The sequence below is a fragment of the Flavobacterium sp. NG2 genome, from assembly GCF_034119845.1.
Lineage (GTDB): Bacteria > Bacteroidota > Bacteroidia > Flavobacteriales > Flavobacteriaceae > Flavobacterium.
In genome coordinates this window covers 2,041,940-2,060,255 of record NZ_CP139420.1, presented here as the reverse complement: position 1 = coordinate 2,060,255, position 18,316 = coordinate 2,041,940, and the positions used below count along the sequence as shown (strand labels likewise).

The following is an 18,316-nucleotide window of genomic DNA, read 5'->3' as shown; positions in this document are numbered from 1 at the left end:
AATTTTTTATAATTATCTTAAAACGAAGCTTTTACTCCAAAAACAAGTCTTCTAATATTAGGGTATCCAGATGAATCATGACCTAATGAAAGATTTTCTTTTCCAAAAGTACTTACATCAGGACTAAAACCTGAATATTTTGTAAAGGTGTAGATATTATTCAAAGAAGCACTTAAACGAAATGAATTAAGCCCAATCTTACCAATCAATTGTTTAGGTAAATTATAACCAACAGTTACATTTTGTAAGCGTACAAAAGAACCATTCTCAACATACCTATCAGTGAATTGACGAACCACAGACCCTAATTTAGGTAAATCTGTATCTTGGTTTTCTGGACTCCAAGAATCTTTAACTACAGCTGTTGCATTACGAGATCCAGTAAATGTCAACAGTCTAATATTGGTGATATTGGCTATCTCCTGCCCTAATTGAGCATCAAAAAAGAAACTAAAATCAACATTTCCAATACGAAAATCATTTTTAATACCAAACATAACATCGGCTTGAGCATTACCAAGAGCCTGTTTATCAGCATCCGTAATAGTCTTATCCCCATTTGGATCAAAAAACAATTGTTTTCCAGGTGAAGGATTCGCTTCATTGTAAAACAATGCCCCATCAGTACGTGGAATGTAAGTATAACTACCTGATCTATTCGAATTATAAAGATCTATTTGCTCTTGATTAGTGAGACCTTGAAACTCTACAAAGTCAGAAAACTGAGCAACACCAGCTGTTTTATAGCCATAGAATGTACCCACTTTTTCACCATTCTTCAAAATTTGTGTACCCGCACCAGCTACACCAGATAAAGTTGGGCCTACATTAATATCAGTTGCTAAATCATTAATAACAGCTTTTCCAACAGAAAAATTACCGTTGAATGACCATGAGAAATTTTTCTTTCTAAATAGGTCTAATCCAAGCGCTAATTCAAAACCTGTCGATTGAATAGACCCTAGATTTCGTACAAAATTAGCTTGTCCAGATTGTGCAGCTACTTTATTGCTTCTAAACAAAAGATCAGTGGTATTTTTAGAATAGTAATCAGCCGTTACTGTTACTCTATTTTTAAAGAAACCCAAATCAAGACCTGCATCAAATTGTAAGGTAGATTCCCATTTCAAGTTAGGATTAGGAATTTGATCCGAATAATAAATAGTTGTTGCTGATTCACCACCAGCACCATCTCCAACACCATAATTATCTGGAGCATAAGTCGCTAGAGATTGATAATCTGTTATGGCTTGATTACCTGTCTTACCATAACTTACACGAAATTTAGCTTGAGAAATGGAAGGTATATTTTTAATAAATTTCTCTTCTGATAGTTTATAAGCAAAAGCTCCTGCAGGGAAAAATGCCCATTTATTATTTGCCGCAAACTTAGAAGAACCATCGTAACGACCTGTTACAGTAAAATAATATTTTTTATTAAAGGTGTAATTAATACGTCCAAAATAAGAAAGCAAACTATTTTCTCCAAAGGTTATATTATCTGCAAAATAAGTTGCCGCTGTGCTTGGTGCATAAAGTGTAAGTAAGTCGCTAGAAAAGCCTCTATTATCTGTTGTTACACGATCACTAGATCTATATTCTATAGACTGTCCTAAAACGGTATTAAAGGCATGTTTTCCAAAAGTCTTGTCGTAATGAAATTCATTGGAATTGGATAAACTTAGATTTTGTGAATCACCCGTTTTAGCCCAGCCTCCGAAAGCTGTAGGTTGACCAGGTCTTATCTCTCTATTTTGATAAAAACGTTGTTTTGAATTTCTATTTTGAAAATTAACAGTAGTTTTTAAATAAGCTGCTTTACTAAATTGTAACGTTAGGTACAGACTACCTAAAAACTGAAATTCTTTTGTATTCCAATTATTACTATTAAGGTAATCTAATGGGTTGACTTGAAGATCTATACCATCTGGATTATCTGGATCATTTGGATCGGCTGCAATTGTTTCATAAATGTTTTTTGTTGGATCAGCCTCTTGTACTCTTCTAATAATATTCCCAACACCAAATCCATCAGCATTTTGGCCCACATTCGTTGACTGTGAATCACTATCAATATAAGAATAGGTCATTCTAGTTCCTACTTTAATAAGATCACTAACAGTAGCATCTAAGTTTAATCTCGTTTGAATACGTTTGAAATCGGTAGATTGAATCATACCCTTACTATCCAAAAAATTTGTCGAAAGTAAATAGCGTAAATCTTTATTCCCGCCACTAAAACTAATATTCGTATTTGCGGTAGTTGAAGGATGTGTTACTGTTTTTAACCAATCTGTAGTTATAAGTTTCCCTGCTTGCGCATCAGCTAATTCTTGTGGATCTACACTTCCTGTTCCGTTATTCAAATTCAATTGGTTTTTAAGAATAATAAATTCATTTGCATCAAGCAAACGGCTTACATGAGGAATGGAACCTAATGAATAATCTCTAGAAACAGAAATTACCCCTTTTCCAATTTTACCGGTCTTAGTAGTTACCAAAACGACTCCATTTGAACCTCTAGATCCATAAATAGCCGTTGCAGATGCATCTTTTAAAATCTCAATCGATTCAATATCATCTGGATTAATTAAAGATAAAGGACTCAAATTATTTCCTCCATTAGTATCTGCTGATAATTCGTCTAAACTAGTATTCTCCATAGGAATACCATCAATAACATACAAAGGTTCACTGTTTGTAATTGTACTAATACCTCTAATAGTAACTGAAGCACCAGCTCCTGGAGCACCAGAATTTGAAGTAACAACTACCCCAGCCGCTCTACCTGCTAAAGCTTGATCTAATGAAATAGTTGCTGTTTTTGTAATATCTTCAGCCTTAATACTAGCAACTGAACCCGTTAAATCACTTTTTTTAACAGTACCATATCCTACAACAACAACTTCATCTAATTCCAGATCTGATGCTTTAAGTTTTATATGCATTACGTTTGCTTGCTTTACAATAACATTTTTAGTTTCCGTTCCTAAATAAGAAACCGTAATAATATCACCCGTACTTGCTGCAATGGAAAAACGTCCATCTAAATCAGTAGTAGTTCCTGTTCCCGTACTTTTGATTTGCAAGGTCGCACCAAAGAGGCCTTCTCCTGATTCGTCTTTTACTGTACCCGTTATAGTCATTTTCTGAGAAAAAGCTGTAACTGATATCATCGTAATTAAAAATAAAATAACTTTTTTCATATTTATATTGGTTGGTTGTTAGTTAATTTTTTATTGATTCACTGTTCTGATTAATGAAGCCGCCGCTTTATCATATCCATGATTTTTGACCCCTTGTTCGTTCCAATGTTGCAATTGTTTGTCATAAAGTTTTCTCATTTCATTTAATTGTAGTTTATATTTAGTTTCGTTAGCTAAGTTTTTCATTTCATAAGGATCATTGATGATATCAAATAATTCTTCGGTAGGATGAATCCCTTTCGTTTCGTCTTTATAGTTCCAATAAATATACTTGTATTGTTTCTCCATTACCGTCAAACAATGAGTGGCTTTTGGCCCCCATACCTGAACAATAGGAAGTGATGTTCTTGATTCAAATTTAGTATTGCTCAACACAGGTCTTAAACTCTTTCCATCATAAACAGTAGGCGTTTTCACACCTGCAAAATCCAGAATTGTAGCTGGTATATCCACATTTGCAGATAAAGAACTGGTTTGAGTACCTCTAAATTTTTTATCCATACGAGGATCAACAATAATCAAAGGAGCGCGGGCACTCTCTTCATAAGGCAACTCTTTAGAACCTAATCCGTGAGAACCAATAAAGTAGCCATTGTCAGATGCAAAAACAATGATGGTGTTGTCATCAATTTTTAATTTTTTTAATTCGGCTAAAATCATTCCTATCGAATAATCCACTCCATAAATCAATTGGTGGTATTTGCGAAGTTCTTCTTGGTACGTTTCTTCTTTATCATACCCCCATTCCGTAAATCGACCGTACTGTCTGCCCATTCTAGATTGTTGAGCAAGGTGTTTTCCTGCTTCTCTACCAAAATTAGGTAACTTTCTAAAGACAGTATTTTTGTAAACCGTGTCAAAAACTGGGTCAGGATTTGCTGGTTTATGAGGTGCTTTAAAGAAAACACTCATACAAAACGGTTGTTTTCCTTTTACAGATTCATTAATAAAATCAATGGTTGCTGCTCCATAGGCTCTAGTAGAATGCGGATATTTATCGGCATATTTAGCTAAAGATTTATTCTCTTTGGTAACATAAGAGGTTTGACCTGGACTACCTACCCAAAAATCAAAATCTTTTTCGGCCGCTTCACCCTCTTTTCCTTCATCAGCACTGGTATCAGAAATTGAGAATCCAAATTTCCCACCAAAACCAACACGATAACCTACCTCTTTCAATAACAAAGGAAAAGAGGTTGACCATTGTTTGGTTCCTAATGCTCCTCGGTCAAAATTACAACCTGTTTTATATTCGTATAAACCAGTCATTACTTGGGCTCTACTAGCCATACAAATAGCAGTCGTATTATAATGCCTTAAAAAAGTCACTCCTCTTTCAGCTAATTGATCCAAATTAGGTGTTTTTGTATCGGGATTGCCAAAATGTTTCATCGAATCATAGGTTTGGTCATCCGTAAAAAAGAAAATGATATTGGGTTTCTTCTCTTCCTTCTTTTGTGCCTCACAAGAATAAATGAGTAATGAAAAAATGCTTAGGACTAAACAGATTGCCTTTCTATTATTGTACATCATGTTTTAATTTTTATTTTTCGTATTCTTTAAATTTTCTTTCAATTACCATTGCTGAGGGACAATCTTCTACTTTCACTTTTAACAGCTTGGCTATTTGTTTTGCCACCTGAATCCCTAGTAATCTGTACCCCTCTGGTAGATAGTGAACGCTTCCTGGTTTATCTTGATACTCTTTTATTATGGGAATTGAAACCTCATGTAAATTGTTAATTGTAATCTCAGGATAGTCTTTCAATACATTCAACGCTACCTTGTTATAATTAGCTTCACTTCCTTCAAATCTTCCTGCTTCTCCTTCAGGCACAACGGTTGTCAAAGCAAATATCAGTTTCGCTTTTGGGTATGTCGTTTTTAGATAGTTGATATTTTCACGAAGTTTTTTCTCATACACTTCAAGCGTAGATACTAATTTTCCATTTACTTTATCCAATTCAACTTTATTTGCCACATATTTCAAATCGTGTAATCCAACATTAAAATGAATTACGTCCCAATCAAAACTCCAACCTCCTTTTAAACTAGGTTGAAACAATGCTTTTCTAAAGGCTTCCATCTTCGGAATAAGGTCGTGACTTGAACCTCCATTTACATGCAATCGATACACATTTGCTTTTCCTTCTAGAGCAGCTCTTACATACTCAGTATATCCTATTGAAATGGAATCTCCATAAAGAAATACATTGGGTAAACTACTAGGCTCTATATATCTAAATTGGTATCTCGTTTCATTCATTTTACTCAAACGATTCCAAGCTTCTTTGCAAATACGACATCCTTCATGACCTGTTGCTCCTAGTAAATCTAGAGGCAGTAAACAAGCCAAACCCAATGCACTTATTGCTTTGATAAAATCTCTTCTGTTTGCGTTTTTCATCAACGATAACTATTTTAATTTTTCTGAAAATTCAATTTTAAGCGCATAGCCATTAACATTGGAATTTTTTTGATCCAATGTCACTTCCAGTCCATTAGTCGTCTGTTTCCATTGCACTGCTGATAGGTTTCCTAATTGACTAACCTTTTTAATTTTACCAGCATTTTCTTTGGTCAAACTTTTAATGACAACAGGAGCAGTTGCATATTCTAAAGCCATAACAAATAAATGGTTTTCTTTTTGTGTAAACCAAAAATCTTGAGGGCTAAACTGAAACTTAAAATCGCCTTTATTAGCTCTATCATGGGTGCCTTTCATTTCTATATTTGTAGGACCTTCATGTGTTATTTTCCATTTTCGGGTATTGTAAATCGCTTCTCCATTTAGTTTTAACCATTTCCCCACTTCTAATAAATTGTTTACGGATTCATCAGGCACATGACCCGTGGCATCTGGGCCAATATTCAACATATAATTCCCTCCTTTGCTCACTATTTCAGTCAGCCAAAACAACAATTCTTTTACTGATTTCCAGTCGTGGTCATACGAATTGTATCCCCACGAATTATTGGTTGTTCCCACCGTTTGCCAAGGTTTTGTAATCTCCAAATGGTTTTGAGGAATAACATTATCTCCCGGAATATCAAAATCACCTAAACCGTTTCCTACTCTTGAGTTGACCAACATTTTAGGTTGTTTGTCATAGGCTATTTTATAAAACTTCAAACTTTGTTCAGGAGTTACAAAATGCCCCATATCGTACCATAAGGTTTTCAAATCAGGGAATTTTGTCAAGATTTCGTTTACTTGAGGATAGGCCTTGTTATTCAAATATTCGGTAAACGTATTGGGACTTGGATCCCACATATTCGCACCTGCTTTACGCTTGGCTTTCTCATTCATTTCAAGCCCTGTTTTCACTAATTCAGTATATCCACAATCATTACCATCCATCCAATCAATATTATGAGAATAGTACAAACCAAAATCAATTCCTTGTTTTTTACAAGCATCATACAATTGTTTCACCACATCTTTTTTATACGGACTTGCATCTACTATGTCGTATTGGCTCACCTTAGAGTCATACATAGCAAAGCCATCATGATGTTTTGACGTAACAACCAAATATTTCATCCCAGCGTCTTTAGCTAGTTTAGCGATAGCATCGGCATCAAATTGTGTGGGGTTGAACTGTGTCGCTAATTGAGCATATTCTGCCCTTGGGATTTCGGCTCCAAATTGTATCCACTCAGCCACCTTAGGTCCTTTTAGCTCCTCCATCTTTTTGCCTTTCCAAATACCTCCCGGAATAGCATACAATCCCCAATGAATAAACATCCCATATTTAGCATCGTTAAATGCTTCCATAGATTGTTTTTTTGAAGTATTCATCTGCTCATACGAAAGCTCTTTCTTAGCGTTACAACTAATTAGTAATGTTGCTAACAAAATTTGGATTGTTTTTTTCATTTTAAATGTTCTTGATTTCCTCAATTGTTTGGGAGTGAAATATTTTTATGGCAAAAGGTCGTTTTATAATTATGATAACTTAGTAAATTTAACTTAAGCTTTTTCCTTTACTTTCTTAACCTTATCTTTTTTTGGCGTTTTACTTTCTTTATTTCGTGCCGCTGTAAAGCAATCTTCATTTGGCTTTTCTGGAAGTGTTTTTTTCCAGTCTCCCACTAAGTTCAACAGTTCAGTTACTTTTTTAGGATTGGTTTCAGCAAGATTATTTTGTTCTTTCCAATCTTTTTTGATATCGTATAACTCATATTTTTTTCCAGTAACATCCACAACCAATTTGTAATCTCCGTCTCTTACTCCTAAAGTTGGCCATGTAAAGAAGAAATTGTCTCCGCCTCTCCATTCCCAAAAAATAGGTTTGGTTCTTTCAAATGATTTTCCTTTCAAAGCAGCCATAATACTTTCACCATCTGGTTTGAAATCCTTTGGCATTTTGATTCCAGCAGCTTCAAAAAAAGTAGGCAATAAATCTACAGCGGTTACCGATGCTGTTTTGTTCTCAACACCCTTTGGAATCACAGCGGGCCATTTGGCTACGAAAGGCACACGAACACCACCTGCGAATAAAGATCTTTTTTGACCTTTCAATCCTCCTGTTTCTCCCACAGAATAATATTTTCCAAGACCAACAGGTCCTTTATCGTCACCATCATCGTCATCCCCTTTCTCTGGTTTATGAATTTTATCTTTCTCTGTACCTGCCCATTCTGGACCATTATCCGTAGAGAAGACTACTAAGGTATTTTCGTCAAGATTTAACTCTTTTAATAATTTCATAATTCTTCCTACAGCCTCATCTCCTTCAGCAATTACGGACGCATACACCTGTTGTTTCTCGTCCAAATTATTAAACTCATCCATGAATTTCTTCAATGGATAATGTGCAGTATGCGCTTCATGTAGCCATAAATTAATAAAGAAAGGTTTGTCTTTATTCTTTTTAATAAAATTCTCGGCATAATCAACACCCACTGAACCTGCTTTAGCGATATTAATTTTTTTGGAACCATTAAAAGTTGCATATTCATCGTATCCGTAAGCTTTTTCATTTGGCATATCAGGAGCTGACCCCAAATGCCATTTGCCAAAATGAGCGGTCACATAACCCGCTTTTTGGAACTCTCTGGGGAATGACATTCCTTTTGGATCCATCCAATCAGGCATCCCTCTTTTTTCGTGAGCTTTCCAACCTTGAAAATGTTGGTGAATACTTTGTCTGGCTGGAAATTGACCTGTCATCACCGCTACTCTACTAGGAGAACACACAGGGCTATCCACTGTAAAGTCGGCGAAATCCATTCCCTCTTTTATCATTTGGTCAATATGTGGTGTTTTAATCCAAGTACTACCATGAGCACTTAAATCAGCATAGCTCCAATCATCAGCAAAAATAAAAATGATGTTAGCCCTTTTATCTTTCGATTGTGCTTTTGATTGTTGTACTATTAAAAAAATAAAACCAATGAGAACTAAAACTAAATTTGATTTTTTCATTTTATTATTTACCTGATTAACCGTTTTAAACTTTTTAACTTTTTATATTGATTTACTGGATATTATTTGTCACTCCCTTTTATCTAATTCAATAAAAAAATGATACTTTACAAATATGCAACCAGAACACCTAAATAGACTTACTCCTAACGTGCATTTTTATTGCTGAATTCAATCAGATTGATATGAGTAACTATATTACTTTATTTACAAGGGGCAACAAGTCGTGTATACTCAAATCAATCATTGCTTTTCCAACATCAAATCATAGCAAATTCTTATATTCCTTTAAAGAAAGCTCAAAAAACAATAAAACTAACTGTTAAGTAAAAAAGGTTTTTACCACATAGTGCTATAGCAATTTATAGTGATTGAAAAGACTTTTGATAGCTGGTTTACTTATCACTTAAACTCACTATGTATAAAATACCCCTATCCATTATTTTTTGATAAATGTTTTTACAACTATATTTTCTTCGTTATTAATCCCTTTTAAAAGATAAATTCCTGTTTTTAAATCTGAAACATCTAAGGTATCCGTTTCAGTAGCATACATTTTCACCACCTGACCACTCATATCTATAATTTGCACTGCATGAATCAACTTATTTATTGTTATAAAACCATCTGTAGGATTTGGAAACAATAGTAAACCTTGCACTTCATTTTTATTAAACTGTGCATTAGCAAGTATAGTTCCATCATAAGTCACTTCTACTGTGATTCCTTGCACCGACCATTTGTTAGTGTCTGATGCATTTCCCACACCAATAGCAAAATCTGTAATATTTTGACTACCAAATATTAAGGCCAAATCCAAAACCTGAGTTTGACTTCCCATTTTACCTGGATTAGCAGTTGTTGTTCCTATTGAAAGTGATACATTATCATTAGTTGATTGTCCGTTTTCAATAGTTATTGCTTTAAAATAAGGACTAAAATCATTTGCTGTAAGTGTTCCTCCATTTGCATTAAAATCAATGATTTTGATGTTTTTTATACTTTGTACCCATTCATTCTCGTTTCCGTTAAAGATATCATCGTTATTGCTATTGAAGCCATCGCCCAAACCCCAAGAAGTCTCCGTTGAAGGACCACCTGAAATTCCAGAAATTACTGCTTTGCCTAAGGGTGGAGTAACTTCAATAGCTAACCTATAAGTTGCTTTTCCATCAGGTGCTGTTTGAACTTCTGAATACATGGTCGTTATTTGATTTATGCCATAATTAGTATTGGCAGCAGCTTTGATTTGGACATCAATTTTAGTGGGTTCAGGCACCACATCTTTTATTACTTTTAGTTTTACGGTTCTGTTATTTCCACCAGAAGCATCACTTACCCGTAAGCTAAATTCATAATTGGTATCCGCTGTTTCTGTTGGAGTACCGCTCAATGTCCATACACCTGGCGATGTTTTAGCTATTGTTAACCAAGACGGAAAACTACCTTGAGCTACAATTGAAGTTATTGCATCTCCTTCTGGATCCCATATATCGGTACCTTCTATCAAATTGAACGAATACAATTTCCCAATATGTGCTTCTGATAAAATAGTATATTGTCTAGACCAATTAGGTGCTCCTGGAGATTGATATTGTTTGAAATAAGTATCCGTTTTGCTCAACTGAGTAAGTGCATAAGGCTGTAGCGTTAGAACAGGAGAATTTTCCAAATTTGTTCGAACTAGAGGCGTTCCCCAAGTGATTGCTCCTCCGTTGATAATCCCTGTAGCATTCCATTCTACAAATTGTTCATCTGTTAAGCATGGAGTATTGCCTGCATTCCATGATGTTGTGCTTTGTTTCGGAAAGAAATGAGCGACCACATTGTTATTCCAATTTCTAGTATCGTCTCTAAAAGCGTAGCCATTATTGGTTTGCATAAACTCCACCACATGATGATTATAATTATACAAAGTAGCATTCTCTACCATATTACCTGCTCCTCCAAAAGGATGTCCAAAGGTATAATCATCAAAATAAGTAGCAGTAGTAAATGGATTTCCTAGCCTTTCGCCAACACTATTATTAAAGGCTACTGCTGCATTAGGATTTCCTGCGTGAACAGCATTAGCAAAAGCCTGATAAATTCTTTGATGCTCTAGATTTTCTGAAGCGGGATCGTCACCGCACTCATTTGCCATAATATTATCGGCAGAATCAAAACACCAAGCATCAATTAAATCGCCATAGCGTTCAGCATATTCTTTAAGAATAAATTCGGCATAACAGAACATATACTTACGTCGGCCAGGACCATTGTGATACGATTTACTATTAATAAAGGCCTGAGCCTCAGCATTTGTATCGCACCACTCCATCCAGCGTGTAGATACATCTGGGAAATCTGGCTGACTAGTTCCTTCAACACGTGCTAATAAATTATAAGAATTCACATAGACCTCTGTTTTTAAACCCGCTGCTCTAAGTGCTTTAAGCCAACTTAAAAAAGGGTCATCAACGGAAGCTCTTGGCACCACCAAGTTTCTAGGTTTCCCATTTGAATCTGTATCCCCTCGCCATAAACTCTCAATGATAGGATGTGGTGCAACATGTGTAGGTGAAAAAATATTGGGACTAGTTAACGGAATTTGGATATAATCAACAGTTCTGATGTCCTTAATTTGTGTTAAAAAGTTATCTATCCTTATCCCTTCAATATTGCCGTTAAAAGTACGTTCGGGTAACCATAGCATACCCAATGCCCCTCGCATCCAAGCTGCCCGCAATCCTTGATTAGGGTCTGGAACTTGAGCATACCCTTGGATTGTTATCAAAAGCATACATACCATACTGAATTGTATAGTATATACAGGTTTCATAAAGCTGATAAATACATTTTTCATGGATATAGTTAGCGGTTGGTTTAATAGGCTTAGAAAAATAAGTTTCTAATAAAGAGACTTCAAATGAAAAACATTTATTCAACTCATTTTACTATTTTAAATATAGTGGTTGGCTATATTTTTATAATACATTAAGAAATTAAGATTAGTTAAGCTCATAAAACTTAATGCTCTTAATTTCTTAATGATTTTTTTTATGCTAAAGCCTAAAAATTATATTATTTAATAATTTTTGCAGTAAACACTTGACCTTCTAGATTGATAGCTTTTAAAATATATGTACCTGATTCCAAACCAGAAACATCTAAACTTGCTGTTTCACCATTAAAAGTTTGTACAGTTCTACCTGTCATGTCAACAATTTCAGCTGATTTTACAGTCATATTCAATGCTACTGTATCCACTGCAGGATTTGGACTCACAATTAATCCACTTTTTGAAACAGTTGCAAAATCATTAACTCCAAGAGTTATAGGAGTAAATGTATAAGCAATTGTTATGCCTCCAATAGCAAATCTATTAGATTGATTATTACCATTATCTATAACTGAAATATTAAAAGAAGTCGCGTTTGGTGTAGCTAAATTAAATGTTGTACCAGCATTATTAACAAAATTACCATCAAATGGAATAGTATACGGACTAGCACTTAATCTTCCAAGTTCTAAAACAGTACCCCCGTTAGCTCCAATTCCTACTTTATCAGAAGCATTGTTTGCAAAAGAAATATCTACAGATTGGAATTTAAGACCCGAAATACTAGATACGTCATAAGAATTAGTACCTCCGTTAAAATCAACCACCTCGATTGAACTTATGGTGGCATTCTCATCACCTATATCATCAAAAGAAGCTCTTACACTAGTATCAGTTGAATTAGTTGGTCCCCAACCATTTGCATCAGCTGAAATTCCAGCTGCAGCACCACCAGAAATTGCAGTTACTGATATTTGTAATTTAAAAGTGGCACCATCTTGTGTTATTTCATCAGTTGTAAATTTTACAACACCAGCAGTATGATCATAACCAGGCCAAGTAGCACTTGCTGCAACAGTTAGAACTTTTGTAGCACTAGTTTGTGCACTCACATTTGTGTATACGAATACACATAAAAACGCTAAAGCTTTAAGCCCGTTTTTTAATCCATTGTTTAAGTAATTGTTTTTCATAATGTAAAAATTGAATGTTAATAAATGTTAATAATTGAATTTAAAATTGCTTTTTGTTTCTTATTGAAACTTGATTTATAGTTTGTATTTCAGGAAGAAGTCCACAGTCTTTTGGGTAATAACTTCTAGTGTTGGTTCAATGTTCCCTCCTGCTTTTCGCCAATTGTGTCCTGCGTTCTTTACGATGAGCATCTCCACATTAGCCTGAATACTATCTGCTTTTTCTTTCATGTGGTAGGCATGTATAACAGGAATAGTAGTATCATTATCAGCAGCCATCATAAATAAAGGCGGACTGTTTTTAGTCAAATAAAACACCGGACTCATCTCTTTGTACATCGCAGCGATTTTATCGGGATTTTTTTCTGTTTTAGTAATTCTGGAACTAAAACGATCAGCTTCTTTAGATGGGTCATTGGTTTCAAAGAATCTTTTTTCAGTAAAATCAGAAGGACCGTACCAGGAAACGCCTGCAATTACTTTATATGGATTGCCAAACAAATTTTTATCTCCTTTAAAATCATTTGGGTTAGCCAGTGTAATCATTTGTGCCAGATGTCCCCCAGCTGAATCACCTAAAACATAGACACGATTAGCATCTAACCCTAATGATTTTTGATTTTTGGATAAGTATCGAACCGCATCCATGGCATCTACCACGCAATCTTTCATCAAAACCGATTTTAGCTTAGTCAAACGGTAATTGATGGATACTACAGCAAAGCCTTGTTCTACTAATGCTAAAAAAGGTTCATTAACTGGTGATCTAGTAATATTTTCCTTGCTGCCAGTAAACCAACCACCTCCATGGGTGTACAGCATAATAGGATATCCTTTAGTATCTGATTTTGTGGATGGATAATAAATATCCAAATACAAATCCTCTTCTTTGGTTGACTTATATTTTACATTCAAATTAATAGTCCCTTTGGTTTTCAAATACGGAATATTATATTTTGAAAATTCTTCTAATGAGATTTTATTATTCTTATCAGTATCGTATGTTCTTAGTTGAGCCCAGGTTTGCACTACCTCTTCTCTTTCAAGCGCACTATTGTTATTGCTATCCAGTTTTGAAAATTCAGTTTTATAATCCACTTTAGTTTCCATTTGTTGCGCTTGTGCCACAAATGCAACTAACGAAAGAAAACTCAAAACCATTTTTCTTGAAATTGCATAGCTCTTGTTATATAACAATATCGTTCTCATTTTTTTTAGAATAAAATATTCAACAATTTGAAATTGCGTGTATGCCTTTTTATTTACATGTTTTTCGAACTTCTTTCTCAAAAGTCATGACTTCTTTTTTGTTTTTACCTACCAGAGTTGCTACTTCACCTAAGTATCCTTTGTTAACTGCTCTCATCTGGCTTTTGACTTCATCACCAGAAATTTCGTTTGCTTTAGCTTTAGTACGAATAGCAGTAATCGCCTCCTCTTTCCCTTTCAGTAGTTCATTTAATTTACTTTTACTGTCTTCAGATAAGTTAAATGTGGAAACTGCATTTTGTAAAAAGCAATCTTTATTAATACTACCTTTTTTCTTTTGTGATTTTGCTGAAAATGCTATTAACATTAAAGCAACTACTGTAATCATTTTTTTCATGTTTTTATTTTTTTTCAACGTTTATATAAAATGCATTAGTTAATTCTCCATTTTCCATTTCAAACCATGCCAATAGTTCGGTTTTTCCTTTTTCAATTGTTAGTTCTAAGTCGGCTGTTTGGAAATTATTATTTACCGCAACACTTGTTTCTTTATCCCCAATTTTAACAAAGGCTTTTTTAAACTTCATTGCTTTTCCTTTACCACGAGACTCATAATTAAGTGTAGCCGGTCTTTCGTCATTGATTTCAGCTCCTAAAGCCACACCACTTTCTTCAGGCCAACGACCTAATTTAATTTTATAACTTCCTGATTTTACAAAATTCACAAAGAATGGTGCTGGTTTCATTGGGTTCCCTTCTCTAATCATTTCCTGATTCCATGGTGGCAAATAATCAATTGTTCTGGCATCATGACAAGTAATTACCTCATGCTCATCTACCCCTAAATCAATAGTAGAATATTTGGTTTCTTTGATAACACTATCCCACCAACTAGCATAAAAAGCATTCATTTTAGTCACACGATCAGGAAAATTTTGAGCCAAGTTTTTAGTTTGCCCTGGGTCATTTTTTGTATCATATAACTCTTTCCCATTAATCAATCGCCATGAACCATCCATCACGCAACTATTTTTTCCTTTTTCAGGCCAAGAAATACGTTGTGTATCCGTAACTAACATTCGTTCTTTTAGCTTGGATTTCCCTGTTAAATACCCACTGATGTCTGTACCATCCATTATTTTATCCGACTTAAATTTGATTTTGGCTAACGAACATAGTGTAGGAAGCATATCTACATGAGCTGTCAATTCAGGCAATGACTTTCCTGAAGTCAATTTCCCATTAGGCCATCTAATGATAAATGGAACTCGGTGTCCACCATCGTATTCACTAGATTTTGTTCCTTTCATTCCCGCATTATAACCATGTACCTGACCCGTCTTTTCATCAACTTTATAACCATTAGATGTTCCGTTATCTGTAGTGAAAATGATAATAGTATTATCGGCAATTTTTAAATCGTCTAATTTTTTTAAGAGTTTTGCAAAATTGTCATCTATATTGGTAATCATTCCATAAAAACGCTTTTGAGATTCTATCAAACTGCTTTCATCTTTATAAAGGTCATAATACTCTTTGGGTACGTTATAGGGTGAATGAGGCGCATTCAAACTCAAATAACATAAAAACGGACTGTCTTTTTTACTCTCAATAAATTTTGTTGCTTCTTGAAACCATACATCGGTACAATATCCCGCCACTTTTTCAGGAGTTCCATTTCTTAAATAGGTATCATCAAAATAATCATTGTTCCAGTAATCAGGTGTTTGACCTACACCTCCACCTCCATGATAAAAAGCTTCTTCAAAACCTCTATCATTTGGACTAAAAGGATGGTTGTCACCTAAATGCCATTTCCCAAACATTCCCGTTTTATACCCATTATTTTTAAACACATCCGCTAGGGTTACTTCCTCTCTATTTAGCATAGAAGCTCCCATAATAGTGTGCCATACTCCATTTCTATTGCAGTTTCTTCCTGTCATCAAACCTGCTCTAGTAGGTGCACAAGTTGTTCCTACATGATAGTTGGTTAAACTCACCCCTTGTTTTGCAAACTGATCTATCGTTGGCGTTTTAATAATGGTATTTCCTGTATGCCCTAAATCCCCATAACCTTGATCATCAGTAATTACTATGATGACATTTGGTTTTTTGTTTTTATTTTGAGAACTCACCGTGGTACTGAAAATCAAAACTGTCAGTAGCGCTATAAGTCCTATAAATTGGTTTGAATTAGTCATTTTTAATGTTTTATTGTTTTTATGATACTAGTTATTTCTGTATTAATGGATTGGCTCAATAAGCACCGATTTCAAACTGGATGTTTCAGGATTCCCTTCCACTAATGAAACGCTAACGGTATGTTTTCCTGGTGTTTTAAATTCTAAAATCCCCATCGGATAGCTCTCATATTTCTCAGTAGCCGCTTGTTGGTTTTGAACCATAACCCCCTCATCAGTAATCGTTTTCCAAACCAAACGTCCCGAGCCAGCATAGTTTAAATGCAAATAATATTTTCCAGGTTCCAAAACATTGACAGTCCAAGTAGCAGTCCCGTTCTTTTTCCATTGGCTAACTTGTGTCGTTCGTTTCCACTCGCCAAATTTTTCCATCCAACGGATTGATTTTTTCTCAGCTGCTTTGACCTCAGCAAATTCTGTTAACAAATCAGAAGCTATGTTTGGGTAAATGGCTTGAGTTGTATCTACTGTCGCTTTCGCTTTTAATTTCACTTCTATAACCGAAACAGGGTTTTCTGGTACTTTATAAGGAACATGGAATACGGTCCAATTGTTTTTTTTCTCAAATTCCAACTCCTTCGCATCATTACCTAAAATTTTAGCAGAAGCAATTTCAGTTTCTAAACCTGGTAAGTATAATTTTCCGTCTTGTGGCCAGTTGAACACTGAAAGGAATAAGGAATTCCCTTGTGTCGTGACATCACCCCAAGCTTGGGCATGACCCCAAGGCGAACTACCCGCACCATAAATCACTTGAGGATACTTTTTAATCCATTTTCCTGCATCCTCTAAAAATTGAGCACCTGTTTCGGGAACCTTTCCTTTTCCATCAGGACCAATATTGAATAAATACGTTCCACCACGACCGATAGTAGAAATCAATCGGCTTAATATTTCTTTAGGCCCTTTGAAATTATTATCATACCAAGCATACGACCATGAATCATTGTTGGTATCACAGCTTTCCCATAAAATATCTAAGTTTTTATGAGGCACTTCCATATCGCCATGACTCACATAATCTCCTAATCCATACCCCACACGGCTACACAACATGGCATTAGGCTGTAATTCCTTTACCAAGTCGGCCAACTCCATCACTAATTCTTTTTTCATCCCTCCAGGAGTGTCAAACCAAATAAAATCGATGTCTCCATAGTTCGAACAAATTTCTTTTATCTGAGGTTTACATTTTTTATAGAAATAATCTTCAAAACTAGCAGAAGTACCATTTGCATTCTTTTTAGGTCCGCCTGCACCACCCGGTGTCGTCCAATCTTGATTATGCGAATAATAAAAACCAAATCCCAGTCCTAAATCGTGACATGCCTGAGACAGTTCTTTCATAGGGTCACGCTTAAATGGAGTGGCTTTTACAATATTAAAAGCATCTGCCTTTGAATCAAACATTGCAAAACCTTCATGATGCTTACTCGTGATGATTATATATTTCATTCCTGCATCCTTTGCTAATTGCGCAATGGCTTTGGCATCAAAATCTGTTGGATTAAAATCTTTAGCGATTTCCATATATTCTTTTGGAGGGATATTGGCAACTCTTGGATTCATAATCCATTCTCCAATACCATAATAGGTTTTCCCTTTCCATTGTCCTGCCAATTTTGAGAACAACCCCCAGTGAATAAACATTCCAAAATTACTTTCATCAAAAAGTTTTGCCTTTCCGTTTTTCAAAGCATCACCAGAAACGGAAGCTTCACCCCACATCTTATCCATACTTTGTTGATTGTCTCCTGTTTCTTGAGAAAAAGCAGGAAGAGCAAAAAGCATTGCTGCTACTAGCGATAGATGTTGTTTTCTTTTTTTAAACATAATTATTATTCTTTTTAAACGAATTAGTTTCTAGTTATACAAAATGGAATATTCAATCTCACTTTTGGGTCTAATTCGTTTTCACTATTTATATCCCATCCTATAACTTCATAATCAAACATAACTCCTATACGTTCAATCGATGAATACAAATATGAATCAACAAAAGCCAAATGCCCTTACTGCTATCGTGCTTTTTTATTGCTGAATTCAATCGGGTTGATTGAAGCAACAACAACTCCTTATTTTAAAGGGGTTAACCCATGTTGATTACTCAAATCAACCATTGATTTTTTAAACAAAATCACTGAAAAGAAATTGCTGTTTTTAGAGAAATACGATTATTACACAAGGAAAGTATTCCATTTTGAAGGGGATTTAATCCTGATAAAATTTTCTGTTTTAAGAATATCAGACCT

The 18,316-nt window shown here is 34.9% G+C and carries 11 protein-coding genes; all 11 read right to left on the bottom strand.

Going from position 1 to position 18,316, the window contains the following annotated elements:
* Positions 1–17: 17 nt before the first annotated feature.
* On the bottom strand, positions 18–3,206 hold the full coding sequence (locus tag SLW70_RS08680) for a TonB-dependent receptor (protein ID WP_320891716.1): 3,189 nt from the start codon (positions 3,204–3,206) through the stop codon (positions 18–20).
* Positions 3,207–3,236: 30 nt separating this feature from the next.
* A complete protein-coding gene (locus SLW70_RS08675) occupies positions 3,237–4,739 on the bottom strand; it encodes a sulfatase (RefSeq protein ID WP_320891715.1) in 1,503 nt (500 codons plus the stop codon).
* Between the two features lie 10 nt (positions 4,740–4,749).
* Entirely contained in the window at positions 4,750–5,613 is an 864-nt protein-coding gene (locus tag SLW70_RS08670; RefSeq protein WP_320891714.1) for an SGNH/GDSL hydrolase family protein, read from the bottom strand.
* Between the two features lie 9 nt (positions 5,614–5,622).
* Positions 5,623–7,086, bottom strand: a complete 1,464-nt coding sequence (locus SLW70_RS08665; RefSeq protein WP_320891713.1) for an alpha-L-fucosidase — start codon at positions 7,084–7,086, stop codon at positions 5,623–5,625.
* A 93-nt stretch (positions 7,087–7,179) separates the two neighbouring features.
* The gene (locus SLW70_RS08660) at positions 7,180–8,637 is read right to left on the bottom strand and encodes a sulfatase (RefSeq protein WP_320891712.1); all 1,458 of its coding nucleotides are present in this window, start codon (positions 8,635–8,637) and stop codon (positions 7,180–7,182) included.
* 439 nt (positions 8,638–9,076) lie between these two features.
* Entirely contained in the window at positions 9,077–11,482 is a 2,406-nt protein-coding gene (locus tag SLW70_RS08655) for a T9SS type A sorting domain-containing protein (protein WP_320891711.1), read from the bottom strand.
* Positions 11,483–11,700: 218 nt separating this feature from the next.
* Positions 11,701–12,651: a T9SS type A sorting domain-containing protein gene (locus SLW70_RS08650; protein WP_320891710.1), complete on the bottom strand. Its 951-nt coding sequence runs from the start codon at positions 12,649–12,651 to the stop codon at positions 11,701–11,703.
* 75 nt (positions 12,652–12,726) lie between these two features.
* Complete coding sequence (locus SLW70_RS08645; protein WP_320891709.1) at positions 12,727–13,860, bottom strand: alpha/beta hydrolase fold domain-containing protein; 1,134 nt, start codon at positions 13,858–13,860, stop codon at positions 12,727–12,729.
* 49 nt (positions 13,861–13,909) lie between these two features.
* Positions 13,910–14,248 (bottom strand): hypothetical protein, encoded by a 339-nt coding sequence (locus SLW70_RS08640; RefSeq protein WP_320891708.1) that lies wholly within the window; start codon positions 14,246–14,248, stop codon positions 13,910–13,912.
* Between the two features lie 13 nt (positions 14,249–14,261).
* Positions 14,262–16,064: an arylsulfatase gene (locus SLW70_RS08635; protein WP_320891707.1), complete on the bottom strand. Its 1,803-nt coding sequence runs from the start codon at positions 16,062–16,064 to the stop codon at positions 14,262–14,264.
* A gap of 42 nt (positions 16,065–16,106) precedes the next feature.
* On the bottom strand, positions 16,107–17,897 hold the full coding sequence (locus tag SLW70_RS08630) for an alpha-L-fucosidase (RefSeq protein ID WP_320891706.1): 1,791 nt from the start codon (positions 17,895–17,897) through the stop codon (positions 16,107–16,109).
* Between the last annotated feature and the right edge of the window lie 419 nt (positions 17,898–18,316).

Excerpts from the sequence above, each read along its gene's own strand:
- SLW70_RS08680 (WP_320891716.1), bottom strand. The coding sequence starts at position 3,206 with ATGAAAAAAGTTATTTTATTTTTAATTACGATGATATCAGTTACAGCT.
- SLW70_RS08675 (WP_320891715.1), bottom strand. The coding sequence starts at position 4,739 with ATGATGTACAATAATAGAAAGGCAATCTGTTTAGTCCTAAGCATTTTT.
- SLW70_RS08670 (WP_320891714.1), bottom strand. The coding sequence starts at position 5,613 with ATGAAAAACGCAAACAGAAGAGATTTTATCAAAGCAATAAGTGCATTG.
- SLW70_RS08665 (WP_320891713.1), bottom strand. The coding sequence starts at position 7,086 with ATGAAAAAAACAATCCAAATTTTGTTAGCAACATTACTAATTAGTTGT.
- SLW70_RS08660 (WP_320891712.1), bottom strand. The coding sequence starts at position 8,637 with ATGAAAAAATCAAATTTAGTTTTAGTTCTCATTGGTTTTATTTTTTTA.
- SLW70_RS08655 (WP_320891711.1), bottom strand. The coding sequence starts at position 11,482 with ATGAAAAATGTATTTATCAGCTTTATGAAACCTGTATATACTATACAA.
- SLW70_RS08650 (WP_320891710.1), bottom strand. The coding sequence starts at position 12,651 with ATGAAAAACAATTACTTAAACAATGGATTAAAAAACGGGCTTAAAGCT.
- SLW70_RS08645 (WP_320891709.1), bottom strand. The coding sequence starts at position 13,860 with ATGAGAACGATATTGTTATATAACAAGAGCTATGCAATTTCAAGAAAA.
- SLW70_RS08640 (WP_320891708.1), bottom strand. The coding sequence starts at position 14,248 with ATGATTACAGTAGTTGCTTTAATGTTAATAGCATTTTCAGCAAAATCA.
- SLW70_RS08635 (WP_320891707.1), bottom strand. The coding sequence starts at position 16,064 with ATGACTAATTCAAACCAATTTATAGGACTTATAGCGCTACTGACAGTT.
- SLW70_RS08630 (WP_320891706.1), bottom strand. The coding sequence starts at position 17,897 with ATGTTTAAAAAAAGAAAACAACATCTATCGCTAGTAGCAGCAATGCTT.